Genomic DNA, 15789 nt, shown 5'->3' on the forward strand with positions numbered 1-15789 from the left:
TGGGCTTTGAGGGATCCTCGGTGCCCTACTCGCCGCTCTCGATTGCGGCGCTTGATCTCCCTGTTGACGCGCTCGAGGGGACTGGTCGACCAGATCTTGCCCCGACAAGGAAAGTTGTTGCCCGCGCAGGATCCCGACGTCCTCGCGCAGCCGACGGCTCTCGGCCTTCAGCGCCCTGATCACAACCAGCTCCTCCGTCGTCGCGCCGGCACGCTGGCCGCCGGCGACCTGGGACTGGACCACCCAGCGACCACCGACTCCTTGCCGCGCCACAGGTTGGGTGACATGGTCGCTGCCGCCGGGATGCTGTTGACCACCAACCTGAACGAGATCGACGACGCCGGTCTGCGGTTCATCGTCGGCTCTGTGTCACCAAGGCGCCCATCGCCCTGCCTTCCACATCCGTCGGCACGGTGACGCGTCCACCGACGCCCAGTTGCTCGACACCCATCACCTCGAAGAACCGCCGGGAGGTCGAGAGCAGCATGCCGGTTCGTGACGGGCAGCGTGGGCCGACTCCACCAAGCGCCCGGCCCATCGATGGGTCGAGGTCAGGGAGTCCTTGCCAGCCCGCGGCCCGCCACCGCCACCGCCACCGTCAGTACGGCGCAGATCATTGGCCCGACGCCGAGGTGCCAGGTGATGGCAAGCGCTCCGACACCGGCGCCCACCAGGATCAGGACGACCGCAGCTACTCGTCGGACGCCTCCGCCTGGGATCCCGCCGCCGAAGACCGAGTCGGCCGCGAGTCCGGTGATGGTCGAGGTCACGACTACGGTCGTGACGTCCTTGACCGCGACGACACGGGCGGCGGCCGCTTGGAGTCCCATCGCGGCTCCCAGGACGGTCGTGACGGCCACGCCGCCGGCTTGGGTGAGGTCGTCGCCGACGGCGAACAGGGTCACCGACACACCGGCCATCATGGCGCCCACCACGAGCAGGAGTCGCGTCGTGCGGGAGCTCCACCCCGGGTGCCCTCCTCTGAGCGCCCGACCTGCAGCCGCGGCGCCCAGCATGAAGCCCACTAGCGCAAGTGTTGGTCCCAGGACAGGAAGTCCGTCCCCTCCGGCCATGGCCATGCCCATGATCACGACGTTGCCGGTCATGTTGCCCGTGAACACCCGGTCGAGCCCGAGGTATCCGACCGCATCGATGATGCCCGTCGAGAACGTCAACGCGAGCATGAGACCCACCGGGCGTCGGTCGGGCCCGCCCCATCTCGTGTTCAGGGGTACAACCCGCGCAGGCCGTGGGCCTCCGCGACTCGTCCGACGGCTGTCGCGGTCGCTGCGTCGCGCAGCGAGAGGGATCGCGTGTGGCTCATCGTGAGAACCCGTTCCCAGCCGCCGAGCATGCGCTCCCTCAAGCGCTCGTCGACCTCGTGGGCAGACCACCAGTACGACTGGTTGCCCTGCACCCATTCGAAGTACGACACAATGACGCCACCCGCATTCGCCAGGATGTCGGGCACGACGGCGACGCCCTTGGATTCGAGGATCTGGTCGGCTGCGGTCGTGGTGGGACCGTTGGCCCCCTCGACCACGAGGCGCGCGCGGATGTGCGGAGCGTTGTCGGCGTGGATGACCCCCTCCACTGCAGCTGGCACCAGGAGGTCGACATCGAGCTCGAGGAGCCGCGCGGCGTCCATCGGCGTGGCGCCGGCGAATCCGACGACAGTGCCGGTCTCGGCGACGTGCTCGTGCAGGGCCTGGGAGTCGATGCCCCTGGGGTTCGCGATCGCACCGTACTGGTCACTCACCGCCCGAACTGTGACACCAGCCTGGCTCAAGAACTCGACGACGCCCGAGCCGACCTTGCCGAATCCCTGCACAGCAGCGGTGGACGCCGCCGGTTGGAGACCGAAGTGCTCAAGCGCACGAAGGGCTACGTGCACAACCCCGCGCGAAGTTGCCGACGCCCGTCCGAGTGACCCTCCGACGCTGATCGGCTTTCCCGTCACGACGCTGGGCACGGTGGCACCCACGCTGACCGAGTAGGTGTCCATGATCCACGCCATCGTTCGCTCATCCGTGCCGATGTCAGGTGCAGGGATGTCGTTCTCGGGTCCGATGACCGGAAGCAACTCGCTGATGTAGCGCCGGGTGATGCGCTCCAGCTCGGCGTCTGAGTAGAGTCGCGGGTCGATGACGACCCCGCCCTTGGCCCCGCCAAAGGGAACATCCATCAGGGCGCACTTCCAGGTCATCCACATCGCGAGGGCCCGGACCTCGTCGAGCGACACCTGCGGGCTGAACCTGAGCCCGCCCTTGCCGGGGCCGCGCGACACGTTGTGCTGGATCCGAAAACCAGTCAGGACCTCGACTGACCCGTCGTCTCGTCGCAGTGGGATGCTGACACGCACCTCGCGTCGCGACCGCGCGAGCATCTGGTGGGCACCCTCGCTGAGCCCCACCACACGGGCAGCCGTGGCCAGTTGGCGCTGCGCGTTCGCAAGTGCCTGCGAACCGGAGCCCTGGGTGGCTCTGTCCTCTGAGACCGTCAGCGCCATGTGCTCGCCGCTCGACGCGGCCACGCGGCCTCGGCCGCCTCGGGGAGGATGATCGCGTTCGAGGCCTCGCGGGTCGCGGCCCCCAGTTCCCCACCCCCGCCGGCTTCCTTGCGACTCGCGAGCGTCCGCAAGACCTCGTTGCGCTGGAGAAGCGCCTCCTGGGTCGCGGGCAGCACCGTCAACGAGCCGCTGAGTGCCAGATCCTGCGACTTGACCATGAAGTCTCGACACGAGCGGTCGTACTCGGCGAACGCGGCGGTGTGATCGGTGTTGTTTGCGAGAGCCGTGGCCAGGCAGTACGCGCCGATGAGCGCCATGCTCGTTCCCTGGCCTGACAGGAATGCGGGGGCGAAGCACGAGTCTCCGACCAGCACGACGCGACCCTTGCTCCACTCCTCCATCCGGATCTGACCGACACTGTCGAAGTACAGGTCGTCGGTCGAACGCATGGCAGCCACGATCTCGGGGATCCGCCAGCCCTCGTTGCGATAGGCGCGCGCCACGAGATCGCACTGCCCTTCGAAGTCGGCTTCCCGCAGCGCATCCGGATCGTCCTGCTTGAAGGCGAAGAACGCTTGCGCAGGGCCGTCGGGTGTCACCTGACCGAATGCCGCCGTCAGCCCCGGGACGTTGTACATCGTGGACTGCTGAGCCCCTGAGGACAGTCCGCCGTCGACGGTGAAGATCGCTACGGTGTAGCCCAGGTAGCGGCTGAACCTACTCTCCTCACCGAAGACCAGTCGGCGCGTGTTCGAGTGAATGCCGTCGGCGCCCACGACGATGTCGTACGTGCGCGCTTCTCCGTTCGTGAAGGTCACGTCGACGCCACCGTCGTGCATGTCGAGCGTGTCGATCGAGTCGTTGAATGCGTAGGTCACATCGTCTTTGGTGTGCGCATACAGCACCTTGGTGACCTCGCCCCGTGCGATCTCCAGATCATCGGGGTTGACCTGACTCACATAGTCGACGGTGTTGATCGAGGCGACCTCGTCCCCTGCGCTGTCGACGAACTTGATGGTCTGCGGTGGGGTACGCACTGCCTCCAGCTCGTCGTAGACGCCCATGCGCTTGACGACATCAACCGCGGCACCACGGATGTCGATGTTGTAGCCGCCGCCTCGGACTGCCGAGGCGCGCTCCACGACCGTGACGTCGAATCCGTAGCGGTGTAGCCAGAAGGCGAGCGCCGGTCCGGCGATGCTGGCGCCGGAGATCAGGACTGTTCGAGGTGTTGCCTGGTTCATCATCTTCTCCGTGTCGAGGTGTCGGCAGTGGTCGGGTCGGCACCGCTGGGCTGGTGGCGGCTCATCGCGTGGTGGGGTAGCTGTGTACGAACTCGCGCACGGCCCCTCCCACCAGCTGAGGAAACTCCGTCGCGATTCCGTGACGTCCGCCTTCAATGAGCTCCATGCGTGAGTTCGGAATCCGCTTGGCCATCTCGTGTGCTGCCTCCACGACGATCAGGGGGTCGTCGGTGCCGTGAATCAGTAGGGTCGGCACATCCAGGTCGACCAGGCGGTCCAGGACGTCGTGTGTCGCGACCGCTTCCATGCGCCGGGCGTTCTGCTCCGGTGTCCTCGGGGCCAGGACGCTGCGGGCTCGGTCAAGGAGTCCAGGGTTGTCGATCTGCCCCTGGGTCGTGATGAGCATGTCGACCATGAATGACCTGCGCTCCTGTGGATCGAGCTTGAGTAATGTCGCCATTCCGGGGCCGCCGAATTCGGCGTTGGGCGCGCAGGCAGCCAGCGAGAGGCTGCTGAATCGCTCGGGGTAGTCCAGGGCCGCATGCATCGCGACGATGCCGCCGTATGAGGTGCCAAGCAGGTGTGCGCGCTCGTAGCCGAGCGCGAAGACCAAGTCAGCCAGGTCCGTGCCCATGTCGTCGATCGTGTACGGATCGTCTGGTCCGGCCGTGTCGCCTGTGTCGCGCTGGTCGTACGAGATGGCGCGAATGCCGTCCCCGAAGAACCGTCGCAGGGCGGTGAACTGGGTGCGGTCGCTCTCGCCCCCGTGCACCAGGATCAGCGGCTCGCCCTCGCCCGACTCGGTATAGGCGACCTCCATCGAGCCGACTGCGACTCTCTGCGGGCCTTGCGTGGTCATACGTTCTTCTCCTTGGGGTGATTAGGTCTTGCCTTCAACGGTGACGTCATCGCGGGGTCATCAACTCGACATGGGGGATGGAGCCGATCAGCCGCTTCGTGTAGTCGTGTTGGGGATCGTCGAGGACCTTCTCGGTCGTGGACTGCTCTACGATCGCCCCGTCCTTGAGCACGTAGATGCGGTCCGTGACTTGCCGCACGACTGCGAGGTCGTGGGTGATGAACACGTAGGCCAGGCCGAGATCGCTCTGCAGCTCCCGCAGCAGGTTGAGGATGTGCGCCTGAACCGACACGTCGAGAGCCGACACGACCTCGTCGCAGACGACGACTTGGGGATTGCGCGCGAGAGCTCGGGCGATCGCGACGCGCTGACGCTCGCCGCCCGAGAGTTGGGCAGGCATGCGGCGTGCATAGCTGGACGCCAGGCCCACGCGCTCGAGGAGCTCGTCGATGCGACGCGGGACCGACGACTTGTCCGTGAGTCGGAGCCCGTCGCGCAAGGCAGATCCCACCGATCGTTGGGGGTTCAGTGTCGAGTAGGGATCCTGAAACGCCATCTGGACTGTCGAGCGGACCGTCTCCCACTCGCCCTTCGAGACCCGAGCTGCGGCCAGGTCGACGCCGGCCACTCGGATCGAGCCCGATGTCGGCCGGGTGAGGCCCACCATCATGCGCGCCAACGTGGTCTTGCCCGATCCAGATTCGCCGACCAGCCCGATGCTCTCACCGCGATAGACGTCCACATCTGCACTCGCCACAGCCACCTTGGCGCCATAGACCCGGCGGGCGGCTCGCGTACTGATGACCGGAACCGATCCGTCGTCAACGCGCAGAGGCGTGAGCACCGTCTGCCTGTGGCGATGCAGATCCGCGACCAGATCAGTCGCGATCTCGTCCGCCCTCGCACACCGCACCGCGTGGCCCGAGAACGAGGTTTCCAGCGAAGGGTGCGTGGCCTCGCACTCGGGTGCGGCCCACTGACACCGTGGGGCGAATCGGCATCCCGAAGGCCGCGAACCCGGCGCCGGCACCGAGCCGGGGATGCTCGCCAGGCTCCCGAGGCGGCGATCGATCGGAGGGTCCGCCTCGATCAAGTTGGCGGTGTAGGGATGGCGAGGGGCGCCGACCAGGTCGTCGGGTCGGCCGGTCTCGATGATCTCCCCGGCGTACATTACGTAGACCCGGTCACAGACCGAGAAGGCCACGCGCAGATCGTGCGTGATCAGGATCAACCCGAGCCTGTGAGTGTCGCGAAGCTTGCTGAGGAGTTCGAGGATCTCCTTCTGCGTTGTGACGTCCAGCGCCGTCGTGGGTTCGTCCGCGATCAGGACCCGGGGGTTCTCCGCGATAGCCGCAGCGATCGCGACTCGCTGCCGCATGCCCCCCGACAGCTCGAAGGGGTATCTGTCAGCGACGGCAGGATCGGATATCCCGACCTCTCCCAGACGGATGTGCGCTTGCTCCCTGCGTGCCTTCTTCGAGAGGCGCTTGCCGTTCTCGTCACGGAGCTTGGCCGTGATCTGCTCACCGCAGCGGCTGATCGGGTTCAGCATTGTGAAGGGGTCCTGCATGACGAACGCCAGCTCGCCCCCGCGCAGTCTCTGCGCCTGGCGACGGGTGAGGCCGGCGAGCGGAGCACCAGCCAGCTCGACGACACCTTTCGCATCCAGTCCCTGCGGCAGCAGGTCGAGCATGGCTCTCGCCGTGATGGACTTGCCACTGCCCGACTCCCCCACGATCGCGATGGACTCGCCGGGACGGACATGGATGCTCACGTCATCGGCAATCGATACCGGCTGTCCACCCCGGTGGCCGAAGACGCTGAGCCCCTTCGCGCGGATTGCGGGCAGTGCCGGAGTCGTGCTCTGAGCCTGTGTCATCGTGACCGACCTGCCTTCTCGTATCTTGTGTAGAGCCAGTCGCCGATCAGGTTGCTGGAGACCGCGAGAGCCACCAGGCACAAAGCAGGTCCGGCCGCGGCCCAGACGTTCGACGACAGTGCTGCTCGGTTCTCGGCCAGCATGAGACCCCAGTCCGGAGATCCGGGCGCGACGCCGAGCCCGAGGAATGACAGAGACGACAGCTCGACGATCGCGAAGGTGACCTGAAGGAAGAACGAGGTCACGATCAAGGGGCTGATCGCGGGGACGAGCTGGGTCAGAAGGATGCGGGGGGTCGAGAGTCCCGACATCTTGGCGGCCTCGATGTAGGGGAGATTGACCCGCTCGAGGACCGCGGCACGCAGCAGGCGGATGTTGCCGGGGAGGCCGAACACCATCAGCACCGCGATCGAAAGTGTGAAACCCCCGCCGACGACGCCGACGATCACGATCGCCACGGTGAGCGACGGGATCGAGTAGAGGATGTCGTTGGCTCGGCCGATGACCGCGTCGATGCGGCCGCCCGTGTACCCCGCAAGCACCGCGAGCACCGTGCTGAGAAGGACCGCACCTGCTGCTAGAGCGAGGGGGGCGAGGACCGCTGTCCTGGCACCCGCGATGATCCTGGAGACGATGTCGCGCCCGAGCTGATCGGTGCCGAGAGGATGATCAAGGCTCGGGCCCAGGAAGGACTTCGTCGGATCGATGAACGTCGGATCGTGAGGAGCTACGAACGGCGCTATCACGCAGATCACCGCGAGGGCCATGAACAGCACAGAGATCCCCACTGCGACCGGAAGTTTGAGTCGTCTGGCGGAGCGGCGCCACGGCGTGATCCGCCCGCCGGTCAGAGCGCTGGCGTCGGTCATGATGTCGCCTCCAGACCTTTGCGCAACCTGGGGTCGATCACGAAGCACAAGACGTCCACGACCAGGTTGATCACGACGACCATCAGTGCGATGACGAGCGTCACGCCCTGGACGATCGGGATGTCGCGCATGGTGATGCCGGTGATCAGCAGCGTCCCAATGCCTTGGAGGCCGTACACCTGTTCCACGACGACGAGCCCGCCGGTCATGGCGACTAGGACGGCACCCGCGAGGGTGATCATTTGGACGCCCGAGTTCTTCAGAACGACGGTCTTGACGATGTATCGAGAGGAGAGGCCCCTGGACCTTGCGAATGTCACCTGGTCCTCCTCGAGCACCTGCCCGAACCGGACCCGGGCGAACCGCGTCGTCGAGGCCATCAGCACAATGGTCGTCGTCAGCACCGGCAAGATCAGGTGCTTCACGGTGTCCATGCCGCCATCGCCAGAACCAAGGGTGGGCAGCCACCCGAGCTTGACCCCGAACACGTATGACAGAAGGACGCCGGTCGCGAAGACCGGCGAGCTCGCACCGACCACGGTGAATCCGATGACGGCGCGATCGGCGCGGCTTCCTTGTCTGCGTGCGGTGTACAGGCCCAGCGCGCCACCGATCACAGTGGACAAGACCCACGTGGCCAGGAGCAGCGGGAGCGTCACCCCCGCTGCCGTCGCGATCGAGGTCGAGACGGGCTCGCGGCGCGTGTACGAGGTACCCAGGTCACCGTGCAGCAGGTTGGTCACGAAAGTTGTGTACTGCTGCCAGAGCGGGTCGTTGAGGTGGTTCTCCTCACGGATGGACTCCAACAGTTCCGGTGTCGCCTCACGGCCGCCGATCGCCTGTTCCGGGCCACCCGGGGCCGCGTGGATGAAGGCGAAGATCAGGATTGTGACGACGAAGAGCACGACTACTGCTGCAACGAGGCGTTGCAGGATCATCCTGGCCAGTGGGGAGATCAACCACGGCTTATCGGTGGTCTCCGTCGTCGTGATGTCGAGGCTCATGACGTGGTGAGGTTGTCGGTCCAGCGCGTCATGTACCAGAAGGTGTCGAAGTTCTTCAGCTCCATGCCGTCCTTGAAGAAGGCGAAGACCTTCGGGGTGAACAGGGGCACCATTGGCAGGTCGTCACCGCTGATCGACAGTGCCTTCAGCAATACCGGGACCCGCGTCGGGTCTTCGACGTCGAGCGCCTGGTACGCATCGAGCAGCTCTGTGACCTCCGGGTTGTCGTACTGCGCCACGTTTCCGAAGAGGCCCGGAAGGAGGGTGTTCTTCGGAATGTTGAGCGGATCAGGTGTGCCGCCGTTCCACGAGTCGATCGAGAGTCCGTCGGCCGTGTGCTTGAAGTACACCGCATCACCGTGACCCTGCTGATCCATGGCCTTGACTGTGATGTTGATGCCGATCTCGGCCAGGTCCTGCCCGATGGTCTGGGCGATGAGCGACTGGCTCGGATCGCCCTGGTCGACCGGGATCTCCAGGTCGAAGCCGTCGGGCCGGCTTGACTGTTCGAGCTCGGCACGCGCGGCGTCGAGGTCGAATGCCAGGTCCGATTCCAGCTCTACATAGGCCTGCTTGACTTCGGCGGGATCGCCCGCGGCGGCCATGATCGACTCGGGAACCAGTGTCGGGGCCACGGTCGCCTGGCCGGCGAAGATGCCATCGACGAGCGCCTGGCGGTTGGTCGCGTGCATGATGGCCTTGCGCACGTGGACGTCGTCGAACGGGGCCTTCTTGGTGTCGAAGTTGATCCGGTACAGCCCGAAGTCCGGCGCCTCTTGCCCCGTGAATCCGTCGAGGTCCTCGAATGAAGCGATCTGGCTCAGCGGCGGGCTCACGACCCCGTCGAACTCGCCTGTCTGGAGGGCCACCACGCGAGCCGCGTCATCCTTGGCGACCTTCATCGTGATGCTCTTGAATCGCGGCTTCTCGCCGCGATAGTCGGGGTTGGGGACGAGGGTGGTCTCGGACTGTGGCACGAACCGGTCGAACAGGTACGGGCCGGTGCCGATCTGTGGAACATCGGGGGTGCCGACGGCGTCGCCGTGTTCGTCGTAGTAAGCCTTGCTCACGATGCCGACCTTGGCGATCGTGTAGCGGAACTGTGGGTCCGGGGCCTTCAGGGTGATGACGATCTTGTCGTTGCCGCTGGTCTCGATGCTCTCGACCTGCGACCACGCGGCCGCGGTATAGGACGTGGAGTCGGCGGCGCTGTGCAACTCGTAGGAGAACTTGACGTCCTCGACGGTGAGTGGGCTGCCGTCGGAGAACGTGATGCCTTCGGCGAGCGTGTACTCGTACACGGTCAGCGACGGGTTCGCCACCGCGCTGGCGAGATTGGGGACGACTGCGCCGTCGGCCTGGTAGGTCATCAGCGGCTCGTTGACCAGCAGTTGGGCGGCCAGCGTCAGCGACCCAGTCTGCCGCGTGTCCCACGACGCAGGCGCCGAAGGAACGATCAGGTTGAGATCGCCATCGTCCGCCGCCTCGTCCGATGCTGAGGACGTGCAAGCCGCTAAGGCCAGCGTCGAGACGAGCGCGATCACCAGCACGGCTACTCGTCGACGCGTGGCCAAGATCTGGGACATCTTCATCGTTCGGTTCCTTCGGTCAGACCGGAGACATCCCCTCCGGCATCAACATGAAACGCAATTTGGAGAGTATTGCATCCAATCGGGGGATCGGCCAGGGTCGAAACAAAGTGTTTACGTGGGCCGCGATCGGCTGCACGCTCGTCGACTCCTCACCGGCCGACCGCGTACCCTTGGGCACCCCGAGGGTTCGCGGCGGCCGCGAGCAACCCCGTCGATGGATCACGGCTGACCGACGACATTCGGCCGAGCGCCCAGTCGCCGGCCCTGGTCACCACATGACCCCGACGGATGAGTTTTGCGATCAGCTCATCGCCAAGCCGGTCCTCGACCACGGCACCTCCAGGTGTCCATGTACGTGGCCAGAAGCTGCCTGGGAAGCTCGTGGAGTGGAACGTGGGTGCCTCGATCGCCTGTTGAGGGGTCAAGCCCGCCACCAGGGTGTTGACGAGGTAGACGACCTGCCACTGATCCTGCTGATCGCCTCCAGGTGTGCCCAACGCACTCACGACTGCTCCGTCTCGCACGAGCATCGTCGGCGTCAACGTCGTGCGTGGGCGCTTCCCTGGCCGGAGGGCTGACGGGCTGCGCGCATCGAGCCATGCCATCTGCAACCGTGTCCCCAGCGCGAATCCCAGTGGCGCAATCGTTGGCGAGGACTGCAGCCAGCCCCCGGACGCGGTCGCGGACACTGCGTTGCCCCATCGGTCCACAACGTCGAGATGGCAGGTATCGCCCTGCACCACCCCGGACTCAGAAACGGTCGGCTCTCCCACTCCGGCGTGCGCGGCCGGCATCTGACCAGCGAGATCGAACGCCCCCAGGTGTGGCTCATCCCTTCCCGGCAGTCGGCCCGGGCGCATTTGATGCGTTGCCGCAGCGCCGATCAGGGAGCGGCGCTCCTTCGCATACTCGACCGAGAGCAGATCCCTCAGATCGTGCTGAGAGAGCCCTTCGCCGTAGTAGGCCTCGCGGTCGGCCATCGCCAACTTGAGCGCCTCCAGCACGTGATGGACCCCGACGTCGGTCGTGAGATCCAAGTCGTCGTCCTCGAATCCGTCGAGGATGGCCAATGCCTGCAGAAGGACGGGGCCTTGCGACCACTGCCCGGCCTTGAGGATGTGGACTCCCCGGAACGATCCGGTTACGGGCGCCTCGTACGTCGCCCGGAACGCCGCCATGTCCTTCAGCGTGAGAACCCCGCGGTGCACCGTTCCGGACGAGTGCAGGTGCGGGGTCGAGCGCACGAACTCGTCCACAGCTTCCGCGACGAATCCGGAGCGCCAGATGAGACGGGCCGCCTCGACGCGCTCGACGCGACTCCCGCCCTCTCCGGCCCGAGTCGACGATTCCTCCACGAGCCGGCCAAGGGTGCGTGCGTAGTCCGGGTTGCGAACGACCTCGCCCGCTTGCGGCGCGACGCCGTCAGTCAGCCACAGTGCGGCCGAGGATGGCCAGCTCTCGCGGAACAGGGAGGCCACGGCCGCGATGGCTTCAGCCGCACGAGGGATGATCTGGTGCCCGAACGAGGCGTAGTGGATCGCATACTCGAGGAGGTCTGAGAGCTCCCACGTCCCGTGGTCGCGCAACATCAGCAGCCATGCATCGACCGCACCGGGGACCGCTGCGGCGAGCGCACCAGCGCCGGGCACTTTGTCGAGGCCCTCTGCGCGGAAGTGCTCCATCGAGGCAGCCAGTGGCGCAGGACCTTGGCCCATCAACACTTGCGGTGTCTTGTCGGCGGGCGCGATCAGCGCGACCAGATCTCCACCTGGCCCGTTCAGGTGCGGCTCGACGACATGAAGCACAAAGGCCGCCGCGAAGGCGGCGTCGAAAGCGTTGCCTCCTCTCTCGAGTACTGCCTGCGCCGAGGAGGACGCGATCCAATGCGTCGACGCGCACATGCCGAACGATCCCGTCAGGTCCGGTCGGGCCTGAAGACCCTGGCTCGCACTCTTGACCACGCGTTGCCCCTTAGTCGTATCTGCATCTATACTTTCACCGATTGGATGCAATACTACGCATGTTCAATGCTCCACGGCACCCCGACCTTTCCGCCCCGCGATCTAGGAGAACGCGCATGACCACGAAGCCACACCCCGTCTCCGTCACTGGATATCCCCCTACCCCCGGTGACGAGTTGATCTTCGAGAACGAACGGGTGCGGGTCTGGGCCATGAACCTCCCGGCCGGCGGCATGTTCGACTTCCACGAGCACCACCACGACCACCTGATCCTGTGGCCGGATGCCGGACGGGCCGAAGCCCAAGAGCTTGGGCAGGACGAGTGGCCGATCGTCCAGCACGCCGAGCGTGGGTTCGCGTTCTTCAAGACCGTTGGTCGAGGCGGGCCTCTCGTGCCCCACCGCATTCGCAACCTCGAAGACCATCCCGTGACGCACTACATCATCGAGCTCATCGGCGAGGAGTCGCCGTCCGAAGGCCCCTCTGAGTCCCAGACCAACGGCCGGGGCGCGACCACCCGGCCGCACACCGTGCTAGACCCCGACCACTGACCGCGCCGCCCGCCTCCGCGGGCCGTTCCCGGCCGAGCGCCTCGGGGCGCGGCCACGAGCGAGCGACCTTCACCATCCTCGCGGTCGCAGTCACCAGCTTCGCCCTGGTCCAGTCGCTGATCACACCGGTCCTGTCGCAGATGCAGACCGAGCTCAAGACCGATCAGAGCACAGTCACCTGGGTCATGACGGTCTACCTGTTGTCCGCCTCGATCTGCACTCCGATCATCGGCCGCGTCGGCGACGCGATCGGCAAACGGCGCATGCTGGTCTGCGCGCTCGTCTGCCTGACCGTCGGCTCCCTGGTCTCCGGCGTCGCTGAACAAATCAGCGTCATGATCATCGGACGTGTCATCCAGGGCGCTGGCGGCGGAGTCCTTCCCCTGGCATTCGGGATCATCCGCGACGAGCTCCCCGGTCGGAGAGTCCCGGGTGCCATCGGCCTCCTTGCCTCGCTAGGCGCCGTCGGAGGCGGCATCGGCATCGTGCTGGCGGGACCCATCGTGCAGTTCATGGGCTATCACTGGCTTTTCTGGCTCCCGTCGATCGTCACCGGCCTAGCCGCCGCCGCAGCGCATCTCGTCATCCCAGACTCGCCCTCGAGTGCGCCAGGCCCCATCAGCGTGGCGCCAGTGATCCTGCTGTCGAGCTGGCTGGTCTGTCTCCTGCTCGCGGTAAGCCGTGGCCACTCATGGGGCTGGTCCTCTCCGCCGACCCTCGGTCTGTTGTCCGGTGCCGTTGCGCTGTTCGCGGTCTGGGTCACGATCGAGCTGCGATCCGCGGCGCCCCTGATCGACATGCCGATGATGAAACTGCCCACCGTGGCGATCACGAACTCGGTCAGCCTCCTTGTCGGGTTCGGCATCTACGCGGGCTACGCATTCCTGCCCCAGTTCACCCAGACCCCCACCTCGACGGGCTACGGCTTCGGCGCATCGATCACTGAGTCCGGGATCATCCTGCTGCCCATGGCCTGCACGATGTTCTCAGTCGGAATGCTCTCCGGCACCCTCGTCAGAATGACCGGACCGAAGGCGGTCGTGATCCTGGGGTGCCTCGTGTCCGCGGCTTCGATGGCTATGCTCGCGGTGGCTCACAGCGAGAGGTGGATGCACTACGTCGCGAATGCCGCGATGGGCGTGGGAACAGGGCTCGTCCTGGCGTGCCTGTCGAACCTCATTGTCGCGGCAGTGCCGCCTGGTCAGACCGGCGTAGCCACAGGGATGAACGCCAACATTCGCACGATCGGCGGATCGATCGGCACAGCCGTGATCGCTGGCATCGTGACCGCGGACCACGCCGCCGACGGGCTCCCCCGCGAAACGGGCTACACGCATGGGTTCTGGGCTATGTCGACTGCGCTAGTGCTAGCGGCCGCCGTCGCGATGCTGATTCCACGCAGGACCGCCGGAGGAAGCAAACTCGCATCTCATCTAGCGAGGGCCAGATGCAACAGGACGCCGACGTGCGGCCCGTCAGCCGCTACGATCGGGCAGTGCCACACGACTCGCGAAGGGGGCTTCATGACCATCGGCCAACCCGCCGACGCTCCTGAACCGACGCCGGCAGAACCGATCAGCGATCGAATCGTCGCCGCCCTCCAACGACGGATCCTGTCAGGAGAGATCCCCATCGGCGCATGGCTGCGGCACGGAGCCCTGGCCGAGGAGTTCGGCGTAAGCCGCACCCCGGTGCGAGAAGCCCTGAAGATCCTGCATTCACAAGGCGTGGTCGCGATCGATCCCCACCGGGGCGCACGGGTCAACGGGCACTCCGGCAAGGACATCCGCGAGATCGGCGCAGTCCGTGCAGAGCTGGAAGGCTTCGCCGCAGAGCTCGCGACCGAGCGCATCAACGACGCGCAGCTGAAGCGCATGCGCGAAGCCTGGGAAGGCTTCGGCGACGCGATACAACAGCTCAGCGAGAATGAGGAAGACCAGCGGATCCAGGCGGAGCGATGGGTCGAGTCGAACAACCAGTTCCACTCGGTCATCGTTGAGGCCTCGGGTAACCATCAGCTCGTCCTCAGCATCGCGGAACTCAAGCGGCGCCTACCCCAGAATCTCTCCTACGGCGCCTATGCAGGCAACTCACGCCTGCTGCTCAAGAATCTCGAGCAGCACGAGGGCATCGCCTCCGCGATCATCAACCACGACGCACGCCTTGCCCGACGGCTCATGGTCTCCCACTTGAGATCCTCGAACGAAGCCACCGCACGGTGGGTGGAAAGCAACAAGTCCCACGCCTGAAGACAACGCCCCCCGCGCACTCCTCGAAGACGCACTTCGTCCGTCCCGCCGAGAAGGGCGGTTTGCGGCCGCCCTTCGGCGCTTCGTTTAGGCGCAATCGATGCCGAACCGGTGCGAGCGCCACGGGTGCCCGCCGGCACCTCGTGTGCAACGAAGCCCGCCACCCCAAGCTACTCGCCGAGACGCTCGTCGTCGCTACGACATCCGACGTCTCCAGTGATCGAAGGTGCTGAGGCCCAGCGGAGTTGCTGCCCGCGCACCGGCCCGCATCCGACATCTGAACGTCCGCGCGCGACGCTCGTCCGCCAGGCCCGAACAACAGGGAGTGCCCGGGTACCGACTCCGGGCGCGGTCACCGATGCGGAACGTCTTCCCCGTCAGTTGGTCGCGAGACGCACGGCCAGGAGCAGGCCGGCCGAACCGACCAGCCACCGCAAGGCGGTCTCTGGAGCGACCCGGACGATCGACGGACCAACGAGTCCACCGACGACGGCGCCGCAGCCGAGGGCGATGGCTGCGGACCACTGCACTGGAGCGAAGAGGATGTAGGTGATGGCGGCGGCGCCGTTCGCGGCGCCGGTTGCGACGTTCTTGACCGCATTCGTCACCGGCAGCGGCTCAGAGCGTTCCAGGGCCAAAGCCGCGAGGGCGATGATGCCGACGCCAGCGCCGAAGTAGCCGCCATAGACGCCGAGCGCAAACACGACGGTCGCCCAGGTCGCCGTACGCCGGACGCCGTCGAAACTCAGGCCGTTCGAGGGTCGCGCGGAGACCCACGACCGCACCCGATCTCGGGCGAGCAACAGCAGCGAACCCAGCCCGAGCAGCCACGGCACCATCGTCTCGAACGCCTCGGCGGGAGTCAGCAGCAACAACGCAGCGCCGACCGCCCCACCGAGGACCGAGACGACGACCAGGCGCAGGAGGCGCCTGCCCTGTCCGCGGAGCTCGCGCTGCGACCCGGCGATGGTCCCGCCGGTGACCCCGAAGAGCGCGACCGTGTTCGTCACGTTGGCCGTCACCGGCGGCAGTCCGACCGCGAGGAGCGCGGGGTAGCTCACGAGAGACGCGA

12 protein-coding genes and 1 pseudogene are annotated in these 15789 nt (G+C 66.2%); 3 read left to right on the forward strand and 10 right to left on the reverse strand.

Going from position 1 to position 15789, the window contains the following annotated elements:
- Positions 1 to 267: 267 nt before the first annotated feature.
- Positions 268 to 496: pseudogene (locus ABEA33_RS27355) on the forward strand (IS1634 family transposase); the annotation flags it as partial.
- A gap of 55 nt (positions 497 to 551) precedes the next feature.
- Here the strand turns inward: ABEA33_RS27355 and ABEA33_RS04035 are convergent.
- The 9 genes from ABEA33_RS04035 to ABEA33_RS04075 all read right to left on the reverse strand — a co-directional run bounded on the left by ABEA33_RS04035 (position 552) and on the right by ABEA33_RS04075 (position 11917).
- Positions 552 to 1184 (reverse strand): DUF1275 family protein, encoded by a 633-nt coding sequence (locus tag ABEA33_RS04035; protein ID WP_345525436.1) that lies wholly within the window; start codon positions 1182 to 1184, stop codon positions 552 to 554.
- Positions 1185 to 1225: 41 nt separating this feature from the next.
- The gene (locus ABEA33_RS04040; RefSeq protein WP_345525303.1) at positions 1226 to 2533 is read right to left on the reverse strand and encodes a Glu/Leu/Phe/Val family dehydrogenase; all 1308 of its coding nucleotides are present in this window, start codon (positions 2531 to 2533) and stop codon (positions 1226 to 1228) included.
- Complete coding sequence (locus ABEA33_RS04045) at positions 2500 to 3756, reverse strand: FAD-dependent monooxygenase (RefSeq protein WP_345525304.1); 1257 nt, start codon at positions 3754 to 3756, stop codon at positions 2500 to 2502. Before ABEA33_RS04045 ends, ABEA33_RS04040 begins: the two co-directional genes overlap by 34 nt.
- Before the next feature lie 58 nt (positions 3757 to 3814).
- On the reverse strand, positions 3815 to 4612 hold the full coding sequence (locus tag ABEA33_RS04050) for an alpha/beta fold hydrolase (RefSeq protein ID WP_345525305.1): 798 nt from the start codon (positions 4610 to 4612) through the stop codon (positions 3815 to 3817).
- 46 nt (positions 4613 to 4658) lie between these two features.
- Positions 4659 to 6491: a dipeptide ABC transporter ATP-binding protein gene (locus ABEA33_RS04055; protein WP_345525437.1), complete on the reverse strand. Its 1833-nt coding sequence runs from the start codon at positions 6489 to 6491 to the stop codon at positions 4659 to 4661.
- Positions 6488 to 7360: an ABC transporter permease gene (locus ABEA33_RS04060; RefSeq protein ID WP_345525306.1), complete on the reverse strand. Its 873-nt coding sequence runs from the start codon at positions 7358 to 7360 to the stop codon at positions 6488 to 6490. Before ABEA33_RS04060 ends, ABEA33_RS04055 begins: the two co-directional genes overlap by 4 nt.
- Complete coding sequence (locus tag ABEA33_RS04065) at positions 7357 to 8364, reverse strand: ABC transporter permease (RefSeq protein WP_345525307.1); 1008 nt, start codon at positions 8362 to 8364, stop codon at positions 7357 to 7359. Before ABEA33_RS04065 ends, ABEA33_RS04060 begins: the two co-directional genes overlap by 4 nt.
- The gene (locus tag ABEA33_RS04070; protein WP_345525308.1) at positions 8361 to 9956 is read right to left on the reverse strand and encodes an ABC transporter substrate-binding protein; all 1596 of its coding nucleotides are present in this window, start codon (positions 9954 to 9956) and stop codon (positions 8361 to 8363) included. Before ABEA33_RS04070 ends, ABEA33_RS04065 begins: the two co-directional genes overlap by 4 nt.
- Before the next feature lie 149 nt (positions 9957 to 10105).
- Positions 10106 to 11917 (reverse strand): gamma-glutamyltransferase family protein, encoded by a 1812-nt coding sequence (locus ABEA33_RS04075; protein ID WP_345525309.1) that lies wholly within the window; start codon positions 11915 to 11917, stop codon positions 10106 to 10108.
- A gap of 116 nt (positions 11918 to 12033) precedes the next feature.
- On the opposite strand from ABEA33_RS04075, the gene ABEA33_RS04080 reads away from it, so the two are divergent.
- Both ABEA33_RS04080 and ABEA33_RS04085 read left to right on the forward strand, forming a co-directional pair.
- The gene (locus ABEA33_RS04080) at positions 12034 to 12468 is read left to right on the forward strand and encodes a hypothetical protein (RefSeq protein WP_345525310.1); all 435 of its coding nucleotides are present in this window, start codon (positions 12034 to 12036) and stop codon (positions 12466 to 12468) included.
- 74 nt (positions 12469 to 12542) lie between these two features.
- A complete protein-coding gene (locus ABEA33_RS04085) occupies positions 12543 to 14717 on the forward strand; it encodes an MFS transporter (RefSeq protein WP_345525438.1) in 2175 nt (724 codons plus the stop codon).
- 377 nt (positions 14718 to 15094) lie between these two features.
- Here ABEA33_RS04085 and ABEA33_RS04090 read toward each other — a convergent pair whose 3' ends face one another.
- Positions 15095 to 15778: a sulfite exporter TauE/SafE family protein gene (locus tag ABEA33_RS04090; RefSeq protein WP_425577312.1), complete on the reverse strand. Its 684-nt coding sequence runs from the start codon at positions 15776 to 15778 to the stop codon at positions 15095 to 15097.
- Positions 15779 to 15789 lie beyond the last annotated feature (11 nt).

Source organism: Nocardioides endophyticus, assembly GCF_039543845.1.
Lineage (GTDB): Bacteria > Actinomycetota > Actinomycetes > Propionibacteriales > Nocardioidaceae > Nocardioides > Nocardioides endophyticus.

Excerpts from the sequence above, each read along its gene's own strand:
- ABEA33_RS04035 (WP_345525436.1), bottom strand. The coding sequence starts at position 1,184 with ATGCTCGCGTTGACGTTCTCGACGGGCATCATCGATGCGGTCGGATAC.
- ABEA33_RS04045 (WP_345525304.1), bottom strand. The coding sequence starts at position 3,756 with ATGATGAACCAGGCAACACCTCGAACAGTCCTGATCTCCGGCGCCAGC.
- ABEA33_RS04050 (WP_345525305.1), bottom strand. The coding sequence starts at position 4,612 with ATGACCACGCAAGGCCCGCAGAGAGTCGCAGTCGGCTCGATGGAGGTC.
- ABEA33_RS04055 (WP_345525437.1), bottom strand. The coding sequence starts at position 6,491 with ATGACACAGGCTCAGAGCACGACTCCGGCACTGCCCGCAATCCGCGCG.
- ABEA33_RS04060 (WP_345525306.1), bottom strand. The coding sequence starts at position 7,360 with ATGACCGACGCCAGCGCTCTGACCGGCGGGCGGATCACGCCGTGGCGC.
- ABEA33_RS04065 (WP_345525307.1), bottom strand. The coding sequence starts at position 8,364 with ATGAGCCTCGACATCACGACGACGGAGACCACCGATAAGCCGTGGTTG.
- ABEA33_RS04070 (WP_345525308.1), bottom strand. The coding sequence starts at position 9,956 with ATGAAGATGTCCCAGATCTTGGCCACGCGTCGACGAGTAGCCGTGCTG.
- ABEA33_RS04080 (WP_345525310.1), top strand. The coding sequence starts at position 12,034 with ATGACCACGAAGCCACACCCCGTCTCCGTCACTGGATATCCCCCTACC.